18 protein-coding genes are annotated in these 15,965 nt (G+C 71.5%); 7 read left to right on the top strand and 11 right to left on the bottom strand.

The genetic code is table 11. The features are described 5' to 3' along the window. Positions 1-99: 99 nt before the first annotated feature. Both HJC40_RS42880 and HJC40_RS42875 read right to left on the bottom strand, forming a co-directional pair. Positions 100-747, bottom strand: coding sequence for a hypothetical protein (locus HJC40_RS42880; RefSeq protein WP_250009566.1), 648 nt, complete (start codon positions 745-747; stop codon positions 100-102). A 43-nt stretch (positions 748-790) separates the two neighbouring features. Beyond that, positions 791-1,249 (bottom strand): carboxymuconolactone decarboxylase family protein, encoded by a 459-nt coding sequence (locus HJC40_RS42875; protein ID WP_250009565.1) that lies wholly within the window; start codon positions 1,247-1,249, stop codon positions 791-793. 119 nt (positions 1,250-1,368) lie between these two features. Between HJC40_RS42875 and HJC40_RS42870 the strand changes: the two genes are divergently transcribed. Beyond that, on the top strand, positions 1,369-2,223 hold the full coding sequence (locus HJC40_RS42870) for a sigma-70 family RNA polymerase sigma factor (protein ID WP_250009564.1): 855 nt from the start codon (positions 1,369-1,371) through the stop codon (positions 2,221-2,223). A 17-nt stretch (positions 2,224-2,240) separates the two neighbouring features. Here HJC40_RS42870 and HJC40_RS42865 read toward each other — a convergent pair whose 3' ends face one another. From HJC40_RS42865 to HJC40_RS42845, 5 genes are read right to left on the bottom strand one after another with little or no spacing between them, the layout of a single operon-like run. Next, the gene (locus tag HJC40_RS42865; RefSeq protein ID WP_250009562.1) at positions 2,241-3,203 is read right to left on the bottom strand and encodes a zinc-binding dehydrogenase; all 963 of its coding nucleotides are present in this window, start codon (positions 3,201-3,203) and stop codon (positions 2,241-2,243) included. Then, positions 3,200-3,562, bottom strand: coding sequence for a hypothetical protein (locus tag HJC40_RS42860; RefSeq protein WP_250009561.1), 363 nt, complete (start codon positions 3,560-3,562; stop codon positions 3,200-3,202). Before HJC40_RS42860 ends, HJC40_RS42865 begins: the two co-directional genes overlap by 4 nt. After that, entirely contained in the window at positions 3,559-4,422 is an 864-nt protein-coding gene (locus tag HJC40_RS42855) for an extradiol ring-cleavage dioxygenase (protein ID WP_250009560.1), read from the bottom strand. The genes HJC40_RS42860 and HJC40_RS42855 overlap by 4 nt, the downstream gene beginning before the upstream one ends. Positions 4,423-4,446: 24 nt before the next feature. Next, a complete protein-coding gene (locus HJC40_RS42850; RefSeq protein WP_250009559.1) occupies positions 4,447-5,217 on the bottom strand; it encodes a citryl-CoA lyase in 771 nt (256 codons plus the stop codon). Further along, positions 5,202-6,332 carry a CaiB/BaiF CoA-transferase family protein gene (locus HJC40_RS42845; RefSeq protein ID WP_250009558.1) on the bottom strand — a complete coding sequence of 377 codons (1,131 nt, stop codon included), beginning with the start codon at positions 6,330-6,332 and terminating at the stop codon, positions 5,202-5,204. The genes HJC40_RS42850 and HJC40_RS42845 overlap by 16 nt, the downstream gene beginning before the upstream one ends. A gap of 185 nt (positions 6,333-6,517) precedes the next feature. Between HJC40_RS42845 and HJC40_RS42840 the strand changes: the two genes are divergently transcribed. The 3 genes from HJC40_RS42840 to HJC40_RS42830 all read left to right on the top strand — a co-directional run bounded on the left by HJC40_RS42840 (position 6,518) and on the right by HJC40_RS42830 (position 9,168). Then, complete coding sequence (locus HJC40_RS42840; RefSeq protein ID WP_250009557.1) at positions 6,518-7,903, top strand: amidohydrolase family protein; 1,386 nt, start codon at positions 6,518-6,520, stop codon at positions 7,901-7,903. Between the two features lie 78 nt (positions 7,904-7,981). After that, positions 7,982-8,785, top strand: coding sequence for an IclR family transcriptional regulator C-terminal domain-containing protein (locus HJC40_RS42835; protein WP_250009556.1), 804 nt, complete (start codon positions 7,982-7,984; stop codon positions 8,783-8,785). Positions 8,786-8,850: 65 nt separating this feature from the next. Beyond that, the gene (locus HJC40_RS42830) at positions 8,851-9,168 is read left to right on the top strand and encodes a hypothetical protein (RefSeq protein WP_250009554.1); all 318 of its coding nucleotides are present in this window, start codon (positions 8,851-8,853) and stop codon (positions 9,166-9,168) included. Here the strand turns inward: HJC40_RS42830 and HJC40_RS42825 are convergent, their stop codons facing one another. Further along, positions 9,169-9,735 carry a MarR family winged helix-turn-helix transcriptional regulator gene (locus HJC40_RS42825; protein WP_250009553.1) on the bottom strand — a complete coding sequence of 189 codons (567 nt, stop codon included), beginning with the start codon at positions 9,733-9,735 and terminating at the stop codon, positions 9,169-9,171. A gap of 89 nt (positions 9,736-9,824) precedes the next feature. On the opposite strand from HJC40_RS42825, the gene HJC40_RS42820 reads away from it, so the two are divergent. Continuing rightward, positions 9,825-10,460, top strand: coding sequence for an FMN-dependent NADH-azoreductase (locus tag HJC40_RS42820; RefSeq protein WP_250009551.1), 636 nt, complete (start codon positions 9,825-9,827; stop codon positions 10,458-10,460). Between the two features lie 115 nt (positions 10,461-10,575). Continuing rightward, complete coding sequence (locus HJC40_RS42815; protein WP_250009550.1) at positions 10,576-11,799, top strand: DUF4241 domain-containing protein; 1,224 nt, start codon at positions 10,576-10,578, stop codon at positions 11,797-11,799. 30 nt (positions 11,800-11,829) lie between these two features. Here the strand turns inward: HJC40_RS42815 and HJC40_RS42810 are convergent, their stop codons facing one another. Then, positions 11,830-12,495: a TetR/AcrR family transcriptional regulator gene (locus HJC40_RS42810; RefSeq protein WP_250009549.1), complete on the bottom strand. Its 666-nt coding sequence runs from the start codon at positions 12,493-12,495 to the stop codon at positions 11,830-11,832. 101 nt (positions 12,496-12,596) lie between these two features. On the opposite strand from HJC40_RS42810, the gene HJC40_RS42805 reads away from it, so the two are divergent. Next, positions 12,597-13,508: an SDR family NAD(P)-dependent oxidoreductase gene (locus HJC40_RS42805; RefSeq protein ID WP_250009547.1), complete on the top strand. Its 912-nt coding sequence runs from the start codon at positions 12,597-12,599 to the stop codon at positions 13,506-13,508. On the opposite strand, the gene dnaJ is transcribed toward HJC40_RS42805, so the two are convergent. Then, positions 13,505-14,647 carry a molecular chaperone DnaJ gene (gene dnaJ, locus HJC40_RS42800; protein WP_250009546.1) on the bottom strand — a complete coding sequence of 381 codons (1,143 nt, stop codon included), beginning with the start codon at positions 14,645-14,647 and terminating at the stop codon, positions 13,505-13,507. The genes HJC40_RS42805 and dnaJ overlap by 4 nt on opposite strands. 17 nt (positions 14,648-14,664) lie before the next feature. Then, positions 14,665-15,687, bottom strand: coding sequence for a heat-inducible transcriptional repressor HrcA (hrcA, locus tag HJC40_RS42795; RefSeq protein WP_250009545.1), 1,023 nt, complete (start codon positions 15,685-15,687; stop codon positions 14,665-14,667). Positions 15,688-15,965 lie beyond the last annotated feature (278 nt).

Below are 15,965 nucleotides of genomic sequence, written 5' to 3'. Positions count from 1 at the left end.
CGGCTGTCCCGGGCTGGGCGCCGGGACGCCGCGCGGCTTCCCTCCGAAAAGGCATCGGCCCGCGCCTGATGGCCACGCCGGCCACGAACGGAAGGGGCCCTATTCGCCGGGCCTGCGATCGGCCCGCAGGCGGGCGATAGCGGTGTCCCACTCGTCCGGCTCGCCGGGGTCGCCGCGCGACATGAAATGCTCGGCGTTCGTCACCCCGGCCCAGACCAGCGCGACCACGACGCCCAGGGCCAGCACCGTGCCGGCGCCCTGGGCGAGATCCTCGAGCCACGGATACCAGGCCGGATACAACTGCGCCTGGACGAGCGGGATGCGATCGCCGATCGTCGCCCAGGTCAGCGACGTGAAGTAGTCACGCAGGTAGGCCGGCTGGCTCGCGTCGGCCCCGATCGTCATCAGCCCGGTGAGGAAGACCGCGGCCGCGACGCCCAGGCCCCAGCTGCGGGCCCACCGCACGCCCCGGCCGATCAACGGCGCCAGACCCGCGTACGCGAGGCCGGCCGCTCCGGCCACGACCAGCAGCACGGCTCCACCGCCGGCCCGGATCATCGCCGGCGGGCGGACGCCGTACTCGGTCTCGATGTCGGTCATCAGCGTGGTCAGCCGGGCCGCGCCGGGCGAGCCCCAGTACGCCAGATCGAGCACCCCGGCGGCGATCAGCAGCACTCCGGCCGGCACCATCAGCCACGCCAGCACCGTCGCCACCCGCACGCCGCGGGGCGTCTCCTTCCCCGTCATGACCCGGATGGTAGACCTGCCCGGCTCGTGGCGAGTCCGCCGATCATCCCCATTGCTGCGGGGCCTGCTGGCGGGTCGTGACGTTGATGCGGTTGAAGAAGTTCGTCGTCGCGATCCACAGCACGAGACCGGCCAGCTCCTTGTCGCCGTAGTGGCGGGCGGCCTCGTCCCAGACCGCGTCGGGCACGGCGTCGGGGCTGTCGGCGAGCCGCGTGGCGTGCTCGGCCAGGGCGAGCGCGGCCCGCTCGGCGTCGGTGAACCACGGGGTCTCGCGCCACACCGCGACCGTCATCAGCCGTTCGTCGGTCTCGCCGTTCTTGCGGGCGTTGCGGGCGCCCGACTCGACGCAGGGCGCGCAACCGTTGATCTGGCTGGCCCGCAGGTGCACCAGTTCCAGCGTCGCCGGGTCGACCCCGGCCGAGTGCACCGACTTGTACAGGATGGTGATGGCCTTGACCGAGTCCGGCAGCAGAGTGGCGGGGTTGGTCATCCGAGCCTGCATGATTTCCTCTTCCGTTCGCGGCGGCGCGTCACATCGGCGCGCTCTCATCCGTCGCACCACCGACGGACCGGGCCGCGGCGAGGTGACCGATGTGACCGGGACCACACAGAGGGGGCGACATGGACGTGCACGAGCGCTTCGAGGAGAACCGGCCCCGGCTGCGGGCGGTGGCCCACCGGATGCTGGGCTCGGCCGCCGAGGCCGAGGACGCGGTGCAGGAGGCCTGGCTGCGCCTCGACCGGGCCGGGGCCGGCGGCATCGACAACCTCGACGCCTGGCTCACCACGGTCGTCGGCCGGGTCTGCCTCGACATGTTGCGCTCCCGCGGGTCGAGGCGTGAGACCGCCTGGCCCGATCAGGAGCTGGCGCCGGGCGGCGGGTCGGGCGGCGGGTCGGGCGGCGGCCCCGAGGACGAGACACTGCTCGCCGACTCGGTCGGTCTGGCGTTGCTGGTCGTCCTCGAGACGCTGACCCCGGCCGAGCGGCTGGCCTTCGTGCTGCACGACCTGTTCGCCGTGCCGTTCGACGAGATCGCCCCGATCGTCGGCCGCTCCCCCGACGCGGCCCGTCAGCTGGCCAGCCGGGCCCGGCGACGCGTCCGCCGGCACCCCGCGGAGCGCCCGGCCGGTCGCGAAATCGTCGACGCCTTCCTGGCCGCCTCCCGCGACGGCGAGTTCGAGACGCTGCTGAGCCTGCTCGATCCCGACGTACGCCTGCGGGTCGACGCCTTCGGCCGCGAAATGCTGAGCACACCGGCCGAGCTGCACGGGTCGGAGGCGCTGGCCCGCTTCTTCACCGGCAAGGCCCGCAACGCCGAACCGGCGCTGGTCGACGGCTCGCTCGGCATCCGGGTCGCCCCGGGCGGCGACACCCTGCTCGTCATCACGCTCACCGTGGCCGGCGGCCGCATCATCGTGCTCGACGCCACCACCGACCCGGTCCGCCTGCGCGAGATGGAGGTGCTGCCCATCTGAAGGTCAAGCGAGGAGGTTCAGAAGGCGAGCACCGTCCGGCCGCCGGCGTCGCCGCCGGCCTGACGATTCCAGGCGGCCGTGACGTCCGTGAACGGCACGACGTCGTGCGACACGGTCAGCCGGCCCGCCGTGGCGTGGTCGGCCACCACCCCGAGCGACTCGGCCCGCTCCCCCACCGACAACCCGTTGTTGGTGTAGCCGAGGATCTTCAGCGAGCCGCTGCGCAGCGTCGCCGAGTCGAGCGGCGCGGTCGCCCCGGCCGAGCTGCCCAGGTTGACCAGCCGCCCGCCGGGCCGCAGCACCCGCAGCGCGGCCGCCGCGGGGACGCCGAAGACCGGGTCGAGCACCAGGTCGACCAGCCCCGAGACCGCGCGCAGCCGATCGGCCAGCGTGCCGGCGTCGTCGTCCGGCAGCAGGGGTACGGCGTGTTCCGCGCCCAGCCGCAGAGCACGCTCGCGCGCGGACGACGAACGGGACACGGCGATGACCCGGGACGCCCCGGCGAGCCGGGCCAGCTGGACGGCGGCCTGGCCGACCACCCCGCCGGCGCCGAGCACGAGCACCACCTCGCCCCCGGTCAGACCGCCGGTGCGGGTGAGGGCGGCGTGCGCGGCCACCGCCGAGAGACCCAGCGCCGCGATCAGGGTCAGCGGCGCCTCGGGCGGCAGCGGCACGACATCGACGTACGGGACGCAGACCGCCCCGGCCATGCTGCCGTCACCCGGGCGCATGCCGGCCGAGGTCGCGAACCAGACCGGCTTGCCGTCGTCGGCGCGCCGCCCGACCCCCTGCACCCCGGGGACGTACGGCGTCGCCGGCGAGCCGAAATAGCTGGTGCCCGAGGCGCACAACAGGTCGAGCGGGGTGATCGGCGCCGCCGCGACGCGGATCGGCACCTCGCCCGCGTGCGGAACCGGCGGCCGGCGCTCCTCGATGGACGGTGGCCGGCCGCACACCCGGAGCACGGCGGCCGGGATCATGTCGCGATGTCCGGGTACGGCATGTCGAAGTGAGCCAGCCGCGCGCCGAACGCCTTCTGGTACTCCAGGGGCTCGCTGTTGTCCCGCTCGAACATCGCGATGAACAACGTCAGCGTGAGGAACGGGTGGGCGCCGAGCTCGAAGAGGCGTACGTGATCGTGGCCGATCAGGGCGGCGCGCTCGTCGTCGGTGAACCGCAGCCACGTGGTGGCCTCGCCGGTGTGGCAGTTGAGCACGGCGTTGGCCAGTTCCGCCTCCCACCACGTCACGAGGTCGTGCGGCTCTTCCCGGTAACGCTCGACCAGATCGGGATCGCGGTCCACCGTGTACAGGAACTTGTCCAGCAGGTACTTGCTCACGAGGGCGCTCCGTTCGGGTACCAGGTGAAGTAGGCCTCCATCGTGTGGAACAGGTCCAGGGTGTCGACGTGATCGGCCTTGGCCCCGGCTCCGGCCACCCCCATCATCAGCATGAAGTCCATGAAGCCGTGGGTGGCGTTGCCCGGCGAGTGCAGGCTGTCCAGAGTCACCTCGCGCAGGCAGTTGTCGAGGTCGCCGGTCGCGATCCACTCGACGGCCCGCCGGTCGAAGTCGGGGTCGGGCCCGTGCGGCCCGAACTGGCGCGGACCGCCCAGCTCGAGCGAGAGGTGCCCGGTGCCGATGACAGCCACCCGCAGGTGCGACGGCCACTCCTCGACGATCTGCCGGATCGTCTCGCCGAGCTTGACGAAGCGCGAGGGCTGCGGCAGCGGCGGCGCGAAGATGTTCGTGTAGATCGGCACGATCGGCAGGTCGGCCTCGGGCCGCAGCGTGATGATCGGGCAGGTGATGCTGTGGTCGATCCGCAGCTCGTTGCTGAACGCGAGGTCGAAGCCGGCGTCCAGACCGGCCCGCAGCACGTGGGCCGACAGGTCCTCCTGGCCCTTGAGCAGCATGCGCGGCAGACCGAACTCGCGCTCCTCGTTGTACCAGTTGGCGTCGTAGAAGGGCGCCTTGCCGACCAGGAACTGCGGCATGTTGTCGAGCCACAACTGGTGGAAGTGGTCGGAGCCGACCATCACCAGCACGTCCGGGTTGGCCCGGGTGAGCGTCTCGCGGAAGGCGAGGATCTTGCGCTCCCACTCGTCCGCGAACGGGGGCCGGTCCGCACCGGTGGCCGTGGTGGCCCGGTAGTAGAACGGATGGTGGGTGGAGGCGATGACCGCGACAATGCTGGCCATGTGTTCTTCTCCTCGAGGACGGCGTCAGGGTTCGTAGACGGCGTTGCGGTCGACAGTGCGGTAGATCTCCATGCCCAGCGGGCGGCGGCGTTCCTCGGCCAGGTGCCCGAGCAGCCCGGCCGCCCGGGCCAGCAGCGCGAAGCCGCGCAGCAGGTCGACGGGCAGCCCCAGGTCGGCGAGGGCGGCGCCGCACACCCCGGCGCCGTTGAGCGGCAGCCGGCGGCCGAGCACCTCGGGGTGCACCCGGCCGATCGCCTCGAACAACCGCAGGTGCGGGCCGCGCAGGCCCTCCTGTTCGGCGATCCGGATCAGCACGGGCGTTCGCGGGTCCTGGTCCTTGTGCACGGGATGCCCGAGACCGGGGACGAAGCGCCGCTGGGCCTTAGCCTCGCGGACGGCGGCCAGCGCGATCGCGTCGTAGTCGGGCTCGTCGCCCACGCCGTCCAGCGTCTCGGCCAGAAACCGTCCACAGTCCTCGGTCACGCCGAGGAAGCGGGACCCGCCGCCGAGCAGACCGGCCGCGAGGGCGCCCTGCAGGGCCTCCGGCGCCGAGAGGTACGTGAGCCGCGCCGCGATCGCCGTCGGCGTGAAGCCGTGGTCGGCCAGCGCCACCAGCACCGCCTCGAAGACCCGTACCTCGGACGGCGACGGACGGCGACCGGACACCAGCCAGAAGGCCAGCTCGCCGAAGCCGACCTTGCCCATCAGGTCGGCCGCCAGGTCCTGGCCCAGCAGCGAGATCGTGTCCGGGGTCGACGTGCCCAGGCCGGTCGGGAAGCTCAGCTCCTCAGCCACTTGCGGATCTCCTCGCCGTGTTCGTCCAGCGTGGGCGGCGGCAACTCGTACCGGGCGCGCGAATCGCTGAAGGTGATGGGGTTGCGGATGCCGGGGACGCCGCCCGTGGTGACCACCGGGTCGAGCCCGAGCTCCTCGGCGAACGTGACGCCGCCGTCGATCGTGTTGATCGGCGCGCAGGGCACCCCGGCGGCGATCAGGTCGCGGAACCACTCGTCCTTGGTCCGGGTGGCCAGCCGCTCGAGGAGGATCGGGCGCAGCTCCTCACGGTTGGCCGTGCGGTCCTGGTTGCGGCCGAAGCGCGGGTCGTCCGGCAGCTGCGGCAGGTCGAGCACCTGGCAGAGCTTGCGGAACTGCCCGTCGTTGCCGGCGATGACGATCAGCTCGCCGTCGGCGGTGGGCAACGGCTCGTACGGGAAGAGGCTCGGGTGGGCGTTGCCCATGCGGAACGGGATCGTGCCGCCGGCGACGTAGCCGCTGGAGTGGTTGACCAGCCCGGAGAGCGCGGAGCTGAGCAGGTTGACCTCGACGTGCTGACCACGGCCGGTCCCGGCCCGGGCGTGCAGGGCGGCCAGGATGCCGATGTTCGCGTGCAGGCCGGCCATGACGTCGAAGACCGAGATGCCGGCGCGGAACGGTGAGCCGTCCGGGTCGCCGGTGAGGCTCATGAGCCCCGAGATGGCCTGGACCATCAGGTCGTACCCGGGAAGGCCGGCGCCCGCACCGGTGCCGAAGCCGCTGATGCTGGCGTACACGATCTTCTTGTTGGCGGCCGAGACGGAGTCGTAGTCGAGCCCGAAGCGGGCCAGCCCGCCCGGCCGGAAGTTCTCGATCATGACGTCGGCCCGGTGGGCCAGGGACCGCGCGTCGGCCAGGTCGGTCTCGTTCTTGAGGTCGAGCGCGATCGATCGCTTGTTGCGGTTGATGCCCAGGTAGTACGTGGAGACGCCGTCCCGGACGGGCGGCATCCACGTGCGGGTGTCGTCCCCGGCGGGACCCTCCACCTTAATCACCTGGGCGCCGAGGTCGGCCAGGAGCATCGTCGCGTACGGCCCGGCGAGGATCCGGGAGAAGTCGGCGACGAGCAGGCCGTCCAGTGGCCCTTTCTCAGACATGGGTACCGCCCGTTCTACGGACACTCGTCCGCCGCCCCAGCTTGCCTCCGCCCCAAGGCACTGTCAACGGTTTGTTGATCTGGCCGAAACAAACTATTGACCACCCAAGTGACCGCGCGCACACTGACGCCATTCGCCCTGGCCGCCATGCGGACAGTGGTCCGGAAATCTCGAAAGGATCGGCGATGATCTTCCGTAATGGCCTGGTGCTCACCATGGACGACTCGCACACCGTGCTGGAAAACGCCGACGTGCTGGTCGTCGGGGACAAGATCGCCGAGATCGGGCCGAATCTGACCGCGCCCGAGGGCGACGAGGAGATCGACGCCTCCGGCGGCATCGTCATGCCGGGCATGGTCGACACCCACCGGCACCTGTGGCAGACCGCGATGCGCGGCTACGGCGCCGACTGGACCCTCACCCAGTACTTCGTCTGGTACTACCTCGAGTCGGGCAAGCACTTCCGGCCCGAGGACATCTACGCCGGCAACCTCCTGGGCGCGCTCGAGGCCCTCGACTCCGGCGTCACCACCACGGTCGACTGGTCGCACGGACTGCAGAGCACCGACCACGCCGACGCGGCCGTCGACGCGCTCGAGGCGGTGCCCGGCCGGTTCGTCCTCGCCTACGGCAACATCCAGCAGGGCCCGTGGGAGTGGTCGACGGCGCCGGAGTTCCAGGACTTCCACCGCCGGCGCGTCGACGGCGGCAAGCTGGCCGGCTTCCAGATGGCGTTCGACGTCACCGGCGACCCGGCCTTCCCCGAGAAGGCCGCGTTCGAGGTCGCCCGCGAACTGGGTGTCACGGTCACCACGCACGCCGGCGTCTGGGGCGCCACCAACGACGACGGCATCCGGCTCATGCACGACAGCGGCTTCATGACGCCCGGCAACGTCTACGTGCACGCGGCCTCGCTGTCCAGCGACTCCTACCACCGCATCGCCGCGAGCGGCGGCTCGGTGTCGGTCTCCACCGAGAGCGAGCAGAGCGCCGGTCAGGGCTACCCGCCCACCTGGCAGCTGCGCCGGCACGGCATCCCGGTGTCGCTGTCGATGGACACCAGCGTGTGGTGGAGCGGCGACCTGTTCTCGGCCATGCGCACCACGCTCGGCGCCGACCGCTCCCGGGAACACCTCGAGGCCCACGGCCGCCAGGAGACGGTGACCCATCACCACCTGCGGGCCGAGCAGGTCGTCGACTGGGGCACCCGCGGCGGGGCGAAGGCGCTCGGGATGGACTCGTCGATCGGGTCGCTCACCCCGGGCCGGCAGGCCGACGTGGTGCTCCTCAAGAACGACGCCTCGCCGGCGATGTTCCCCCTGCTCCACCCGTACGGACAGGTGGCCTTCCAGGCGCAGCGGGGCGACGTGCACACCGTGGTGGTCGGTGGCCGGGTGGTCAAGCGCGACGGCAAGCTGGTCGACGTGGACCTCGCGGCGGCCCGGGCCAAGGTCGGCGCGACGATCGACCACCTGCGGTCGACGCTGGGCGACCAGGCCTGGGAGCAGGGCATGAACCCGGACATCCCGGAGGCCCGCATCCTGCACAACCCTTACCAGTACACGAAGTAGCCGGCATCGTGTCGCCGCCCGCCTGCGGGTCGACGCCCGTGTGCCGGTCGCCGCGCGGGGCAATGAAAGCATGAGGTCATGACCGACACCGGAAGGGGCGCCGGGCCCGATTTCATCGAGGCGCTGGCACGTGGCCTCGATGTCCTGCGCTCCTTCCGTCCCGGCACACCGGCCATGACGCTGAGCGAGATCGCCGGCCGGACCGGCCTCGCCCGCCCGACGGTCCGCCGCATCCTCATCACCCTGGAGGCGCTGGGCTACGTGCGCGCCGACGGCCGGGGGTACGCGCTCACCCCGCGGGTGCTCGAGCTCGGCATGGCCTACATCAACGCTCTGAACATGTGGGACGTCGCCCGCCCGCACATGGAGAAGCTGGTCGCCCAGACCGACGAGTCCACCTCGATGGCCCAGCTCGACGGCAGCGACATCGTCTACGTCGCCCGCGTGGCCATCCCCAAGATCGTCACCCTGGCCGTGACCATCGGCACCCGCTTCCCCGCGCCGGCCACCTCGATGGGCAAGGTGCTGCTGGCCTCCCTGCCCGCCGACGAGCTCACGGCGGTGCTGGCCGAGCCGTCCCGGTCGGGCATCACATCGCGCCGGCAGCCCACGACGGCCCAGCTCGACGCCTCGCTGCGCGAGGTCCGGGCCAAGGGGTGGGCACTGGCCGATCAGGATCTCGCGCCCGGCATCCGGTCCGTCGCGACCGGCGTACGGGACGGGGACGGTCGCGTGGTGGCCGCGATCAACGTGACGGTGCACGCCGCGGAGACGTCGGTCGAGACGCTGATCGACGACCACCTGCCCAGACTGCTGCGTACCGCCGCCGACATCAGCCACGACTGGTCCCGTACGGCCGCCGTGCCCGCCATCAGCGTCTGATCCCGCGCTCCGGCGATCCGCTCGCTCGCGATGCGGCCGGAGTCGTGGAGTGCCACGCTGATCCCGTGCGACTCGTCTCCGACCTCTTCGACCCGGAACCCGTGCGCTGGGGCCTGCGCGGCGACCCGTGGGTGTGGCGCGCGATGGGCGAATACCTCGCCGGCACCTATCTGCCGCCGTCCGTCGGCGAGGTGGATCGCCTGCTCAAGGCCACGTTCGACCGTGTCGTCGGCGTCGACCTGGCCGCCGAGTCCGCCCCGTGGGTGTTCCGCGAGGAGTTCGCTCACGGCGGCATGTCGAGCGGCAACGTGCACCTGGAGACGTGGCGGACCGAGTTGCTGCCCACCCTCGTCGACCGGGCGCGCTCCGAGCTGGACGGCTGATCAGCAGACAGAGCCCGGCAGCCGGGAGTCGCCGCTTCCCTCGCGCTCGGCCCGGTCGGCCACCTCGATCGCTTCGTCGATGCGCGTGACCATGTCGGGTGAGGCGACCCCGGCGATCTCGTGGGCGATGCGCTGCATCTGACGCACCTGCGCCGTGGACAGGTTGTCGAAGACCAGGCGGCGAACCTCGCGTACGTGGGCGGGCGCGGCCGCCACCAGCGCGTCCAACCCTTCCGGGGTGAGGAAGGCCTGCACGCAGCGCGTCTCGCCGTCGGTGCCGATGCGCCGGCTCACATAGCCCTGCCGTTCGAGCCGGCTCACCGCGTGCGAGAGCCGGGAGAGCGAGCCGCCGGCCAGGTGGGCCAGGTTGCTCATCTGCACGGCGTGATCATCCGGGAGGGACAGGTGGGACAGGATCGAGTACTCGAAGAAATTCAGCCCGGCATCGCGCTTGAGCTGGGCGTCGATGGCGGCCGGCACCGTCATGAGCATGGCGATCAGGTTCATCCACGCCGTGCGCTCCTCCCTGTCGAGCCAGGGGGTGTCCGAAGGCGTGTCATGAGTCACGCCCCCAGAATACCGCCCGCCCGCACTTGAATGTTCAATGCGCAATCACCTACATTGGTGTTGAACATTCAAGCCGCAGGGAGTCAGCAATGACAGTTCTCCGTATCGACTCGAGCATCCAGGGCCCGGCCTCCGCCTCGAGCGAACTGGCCGACGTCGCCGAGGCGGAGTGGACCGCCGTCCGTCCGGGCACCTCCTTCGTGCGCCGGCACCTCGGCGCCTCACCCCTCCCGGCCGACGCCTGGGCGAACGCCATCCACGGCACCTTCACCCCCGAGGACCAGCGCACCGAGGAGCAGCGGGCCGCCGTGGCCCTGGCTCGTCAGCTCACCTCCGAGGTGCGCGACGCCGAGGCCGCGATCCTGGCTCTGCCGCTCTACAACTACGGCGTCTCCCAGCACGTGAAGGCCTGGTTCGACCTGGTGATGGCCGGCACCCCGGACCCGACCGAGCGCCTGCTCGACGGCAAGCCGGTCATCGTGCTCACCACCCGCGGCGGCGGCTACGGCCCCGGCACCCCGCGTGAGGGCTGGGACCACAACACCGCCTACCTGCGCCGCGTGGTCGGGGACATCTGGGGCGCCGACCTTATGGTGATCGAGCGCGAGCTCACGCTGGCCGGAGTGAGCCCCGCCCTGGACTCGCTGATCGACACCGCCGAGCTGATGAAGAAGGCCGCTCACGAGGCGGCCACCCACGCCGGGCGGACCCTGGCCGCCCGCTGATCCTCCGGCGGATCTCTCGTCCGGCTCTCGCTTCGCTCTCGGCGCCCGCGACACGGCCGAAAAGTCGCAGTTGCGGGCGGCGAAACGGAGTCACCCCTGAATAAGATCGCCGACCATGGAGACCACGCTGGCGGCGGTGTACTGCGAGGGTTGGGACGACGCGGTCGTCAACCCGCTGACCCAGGATCAGGCCGAGTCGCGTGACTCCGCCGGCGAACCGTACTCGGTCGTGCTGCTCGCCGGCGGCCTCCCGCACACCGTGCTCGACATCTCGTGGGCCGAGGGGTATTGCGCCGTCACCCGCTACGACCGTGAGGGCCGGCGGACCGCCGTCCACGAACTCCGCCGGGCCCCCGAGGGTGACCTGTTCCTCCGCGAGTCGACCAGCTGGCACGGTCCGGCCGGGATCGGCGCGGCGGAATTCCGGCAGGTGGCGGCCCGCCACCGGATCAGCTGGCAGATCGGCGGGCGCCGCAACGACTCCATCGAGCCCGGCGGCGACCGCGGCGACAGCCACCGGTTCTCCGACGCCGGGCGGACGCCGCCGCGCCTGCCGCTGCCCGCCTTCGGCCGCTGGGCGTTGCTGGACAGCATGGCCCGCGTTCACGCCGACGCCTGCGTCGAGCCGTTCTCGGCGGTCTGCGCCGTCCCGCGCGAGATCGACGGTCCCTTCCGGATCGCCGCCGCCGACGCCCACGACCTGCCGGTCCGCACCACCGCCGATCGGCCGTGGCACCCGCCGCGGCCCCTTCAGCCGCGCGGGCTCGGCACCCTCTTCCAGGACGGCGCCGAGCGCACGGTCGGCGAGCGCCGCATGCGCATCTCCACCCACCCGGCCGGCAAGCTCAACCTGCCGACGGGCCATCTCGTGGCCGCCGACCCGTCGTCGCTGGACTACGGCGAGGAGCCGTTCCTGACGACCGTCCCGCCCGGCACCTATCCCGTGACCGTCAGCCTGGCCACCTTCACCGACGACCCCGGCCACCGCCGGGTGGCCGCCGTGCGCCTCGACATCACCGACCGGCGGCCGGTGCGGTGGGAGCCGGCGCTGCGCGACGGTCAGGACCTGCTCGACCTGGGGTACGGCGAGTTCTTCGGCTTCGGCGTGGACGCGGGCATGGCCTGCTTCGTCGACGAGGAGAACCGGGAACGCCTCACCGACGAGTGGGAGTCGCTGGAGTTGCTGGACCCGCGCTTCACCACCGTCGCGGACGGCGACATGATCGCCTGGTCCAGCGGCTGGGGCGACGGCGCCTATCCCACCTGGATCGGACGCGACCACTCCGACCGGGTGACCACGTTCATCGCCGACATGCTCCTCTTCCCCTCCGACGACTGACGCCCCTGACCTTGCGCCGGACCACGGAGCTCAGGAGCGCGGCAGCATGCCCACGAGCGATGTGATGATCGCGAGCCGCAGGGCTGCCCGCAGGTCGACCTGGTGGACCGCCAGCGCCGGCTCCGACTCGTAGACGGCGAGCAGGCTCCGCGGCGGGGTGGCGTAGGCGGACAGCGCGCCGGCCATGAGCAGGGCGTTGAGGCAGAACAGCTCGGCGCGGTCACCGAGCTCGGGCAGGTGCCGCCGGACGAGGCCGGCCATCACGGCCAGGTTGCCGAGGGACGCCCGCTTGTGCCGGCGGACCACCTCGACCGAGACGTTGTGCTCGAGCACGCCGCCCTGCGCACCGAACAGGTCGCAGAGCACCGTCCGGGTGGCGAGCGACCGGCTGATCACCTCGGCCGCCTGCTCGGCCCGCTCCACCGCCGACCGGCCGGAGTCGACGCCGCGGGCCAGTTCCGGCTCCAGCTCGGCCAGCCAGGTCGTGGTCCGGTCGTCCAGGAGGTCGAGCAGCACCGCCTCGCGGGACTCGAAATAGCGCAGTACCGCTGTCTTGGCCAGGCCGACCCGCCGGCTCATCTCGTTCAGGGTCACCTCGGCCACCGGCATCTCGTCGAGCATCACCGAGGTGGTCTCCAGGATGGCCCGGCGCCGCACCTCGCGCTGCTCCTCACTGCGCGCCCGCTGGAACGTCATGGTGCCAACCCTAGCTTGGGTACCGGCGGTCCCTTGACACTGTACCGGCGGTACATTAGCGTCGAGGCATAAGTTACCGGCGGTACATTGAGGAGCACGAGATGATCTGGACCGAGCAGCAGATTCCCCGCCAGGACGGCCGGGTGGCCGTGGTCACCGGGGCCAACACCGGGCTGGGCTTCGAGACCGCCCGGCAGCTGGCCGAGCGCGGGGCGTCGGTCGTGCTGGCCGTGCGCGACACCGCCAAGGGCCAGCTGGCGGCCGCTCGCATGAGCGGCGACGTCTCCGTCCAGGAACTCGATCTGACGTCCCTGGAATCGGTGCGGGCCGCCGCGGCCGCTCTGCGGGTCACCCACCCGCGGATCGACCTGCTGATCAACAACGCCGGCGTCATGTACACCCCGAAGCAGACGACCCGGGACGGCTTCGAGATGCAGTTCGGCACCAACCATCTGGGCCACTTCGCGCTCACCGGGCTGCTGCTCGACCAGCTGCTGCCGGTGCCCGGCTCCCGGGTCGTCACGGTCAGCAGCACCGGCCACCGCATCCGGGCCGCCATTCACTTCGACGACCTGCAGTGGGAGCACTCCTACGGCCGGGCCGCCGCCTACGGTCAGTCGAAGCTGGCCAACCTGATGTTCACGTACGAGTTGCAGCGCCGGCTCGCCGAGCACGGCACCACCGTCGCGGTCGCCGCGCACCCCGGCCTCTCCGACACCGAACTGGTCCGCAACACCCCGGCGGTCGTCCGCCGGCCGCTCACCTGGGTCGCGTCGCTGATCGGCCAGCCTGCCACGGCGGGCGCGCTGCCCACGCTGCGGGCGGCCACCGACCCGTCCGTGCTCGGCGGGCAGTACTACGGCCCCGACGGCCTGGCCGAGGGGCGCGGCCACCCGAGGCTGGTCACGTCCAGCCCCGGGTCCTACGACCTGACGGTGCAGCAACGCCTCTGGGCCGTCTCGGAAGACCTGACCGGAGTGCGCTTCCCGGTGGGCCGGGCCGCCGTCGTCTAATGGCCGTTGAAGGCGTCCCGCATCCGGCTGAAGAAGCCGCCCTGCTTGCTCAGCTCGGCCACGTCCTCGCCGCGGGTCTTGGCGAAGTCGCGCAGCATGCGCTCCTGGTCGGCGGTCAGCTTGGTCGGCGTCCGGACGTCCAGGTGGACGAAGAGGTCACCGCGGCCCTGACCGCGCAGGTGCGGCACGCCCTTGCCGCGGATCCGGAGGGTGCTGGCCGGCTGGGTGCCCTGCTTGACCTCGATGGCCTCTTCGCTGTCGAGGGTCTTGATGGTGAGACGGGTGCCCAGAGCGGCCGCGGTCATCGGCAGGGTGACGCGGCAGTGCAGGTCGTCGCCCTTGCGGGAGTAGACGTCGTGCGGGCGCTCGTGGATCTCGACGTAGAGGTCGCCGGGGGTGCCGCCGCCGGGACCGACCTCGCCCTGCTGGGCCAGCCGGATGCGCATGCCGTCCTCGACACCGGCCGGGATCTTGACCGTGAGCGAGCGGCGGGTGCGGACGCGGCCGTCGCCGGCGCAGGTGGGGCAGGGGTGCGGGATGACCGTGCCGTGGCCCTGGCAGGTGACGCAGGGCCGGGAGGAGACGACCTGGCCCAGGAACGTGCGCTGCACGCTCTGCACCTCGCCGCGGCCGCCGCACGTCTCACACGTGGCCAGGTGGGTACCGGGAGCGGTGCCGGCGCCCGAGCACTGGGTGCACAGCACCGCGGTGTCGACCGTGATCGGCGCCTCGACGCCGAAGGCGGTCTCGTTCAGGTCGAGCTCGAGGCGCAGGATCGCGTCGGCGCCGGGACGGGTACGGGGACGGGGGCCCCGCCCGCCGCCACCGGCCGCCGTGCCGAAGAACGCGTCCATGATGTCCTGGAAGCCGACGAACGGGCCGCCCGCGCCGCCGGGGCCACCCGGGCCCATGCCGCCGCCGGGCGCCAGCGGGTCACCGCCGAGGTCGACGATCTGCCGCTTCTGGTCGTCGGACAGGACCTCGTAGGCCGCGTTGATGTCCTTGAACTTCTCGTGTGCTTCCGGATCCGGGTTGACGTCCGGATGGTATTGCCGAGCCAGTTTGCGGTAGGCGCGCTTGATCTCGTCGTCGGTGGCTTCCCGGCTCACGCCGAGAATGCCGTAGTAATCCTTGGCCACGGGCTCCGCAATCCTCGTCAGTTCTGTGCTAGAAGGTCGCCCACGTAGCGTGCCACCGCGCGCACAGTCGCGATGGTGCCGGGGTAATCCATCCGGGTGGGGCCGAGCACGCCGAGCCCGCCGACGATCGTCGCGCCGGGCCCGTAACCTGTGCTGACCACCGATGCCGACCGCAGGTTGTCGATCTGGTTCTCGTCGCCGATCCGGACCCGGGTCTTGCTGGGCTCGAGGTCGCCGATCAACTTCAACAGGATGACCTCCTCCTCGAGGGCTTCGAGGACGGGGCGCAGCGTGCCCTGAAAGTCGAGCACGCCCCCACGGGTCAGGTTAGCCGTGCCCGCCAAGGCGAGGCGTTCCTCACTGCGCTCGACCAGCGTCTCGAGCAGCACCGAGGCCAGGCAGGCCATGGTGGCGCGGTGGCCCGGGGAGCAGTCGTCGACCAGCCCCTGCACCAGCGGCGGGGTGTCGGCGAGCCGCTGACCGGCCAGTTTCTCGTTGACCCGGCGCCGCAGGTCGGTCACGTCGTCGGCCGGGACGGGCTCGGGCAGCTCGACCAGCCGCTGCTCGACCCGGCCGGTGTCGGCGATCATCACGAGCATCAGGCGCGTGGTGGAGATCGGCACCAGCTCGAGGTGCCGCACCGACGAGCGGGCGAGCGACGGGTACTGCACGACGGCGACCTGGCGGGTCAGCTGGGCGAGCAGGCGCACCGTGCGGTGCACCACGTCGTCGAGGTCGACGGCGCCGATGAGGAAGCGCTCGATGGCCCGGCGCTCGGCCGGGGTGAGCGGCTTGACCTTGGAGAGCCGGTCGACGAAGAGCCGGTAGCCGGCGTCGGTCGGCACGCGGCCGGCGCTCGTGTGCGGCTGCCGAATGTAACCTTCCTCTTCCAGCACGGCCATGTCGTTACGGACCGTAGCCGGGGACACGCCCAAAGCGTGGCGCTCGACCAGCGACTTGGAGCCCACCGGCTCCTGGGTCTCGACGTAGTCCTCGACGATCGCGCGCAGGACCTCGAGCTTGCGGTCATCCAGACTCATCCGACCCCTCCCCCTTCGCCGTCGCGACACCCGTCGAGAGCCGGTGCTCCCACCAAAATGAACTTGGCACTCCCGCAGACAGAGTGCCAGTCTACGTCGCCACCGGCGACAACGCGATGATCGTGTGGACTGTCTGTTCACCGACTAGATCCAACGCCGTTCAGTTAGGCGGTGCGGGCGGTCGTCAAGGTGTGTCGTAGGCATGAAAACAGCGGAGCTCCTGTATAGAGGGTGGTCACTCTAAGACGCCCTTGACACCGGGAGCTCCGCTGCCTGAT

The sequence above is a fragment of the Actinoplanes sp. M2I2 genome (genome assembly GCF_023544445.1).
In the GTDB taxonomy this organism is placed as follows: Bacteria; Actinomycetota; Actinomycetes; order Mycobacteriales; family Micromonosporaceae; genus Actinoplanes.
This window is presented reverse-complemented; position numbering and strand designations above follow the sequence as displayed.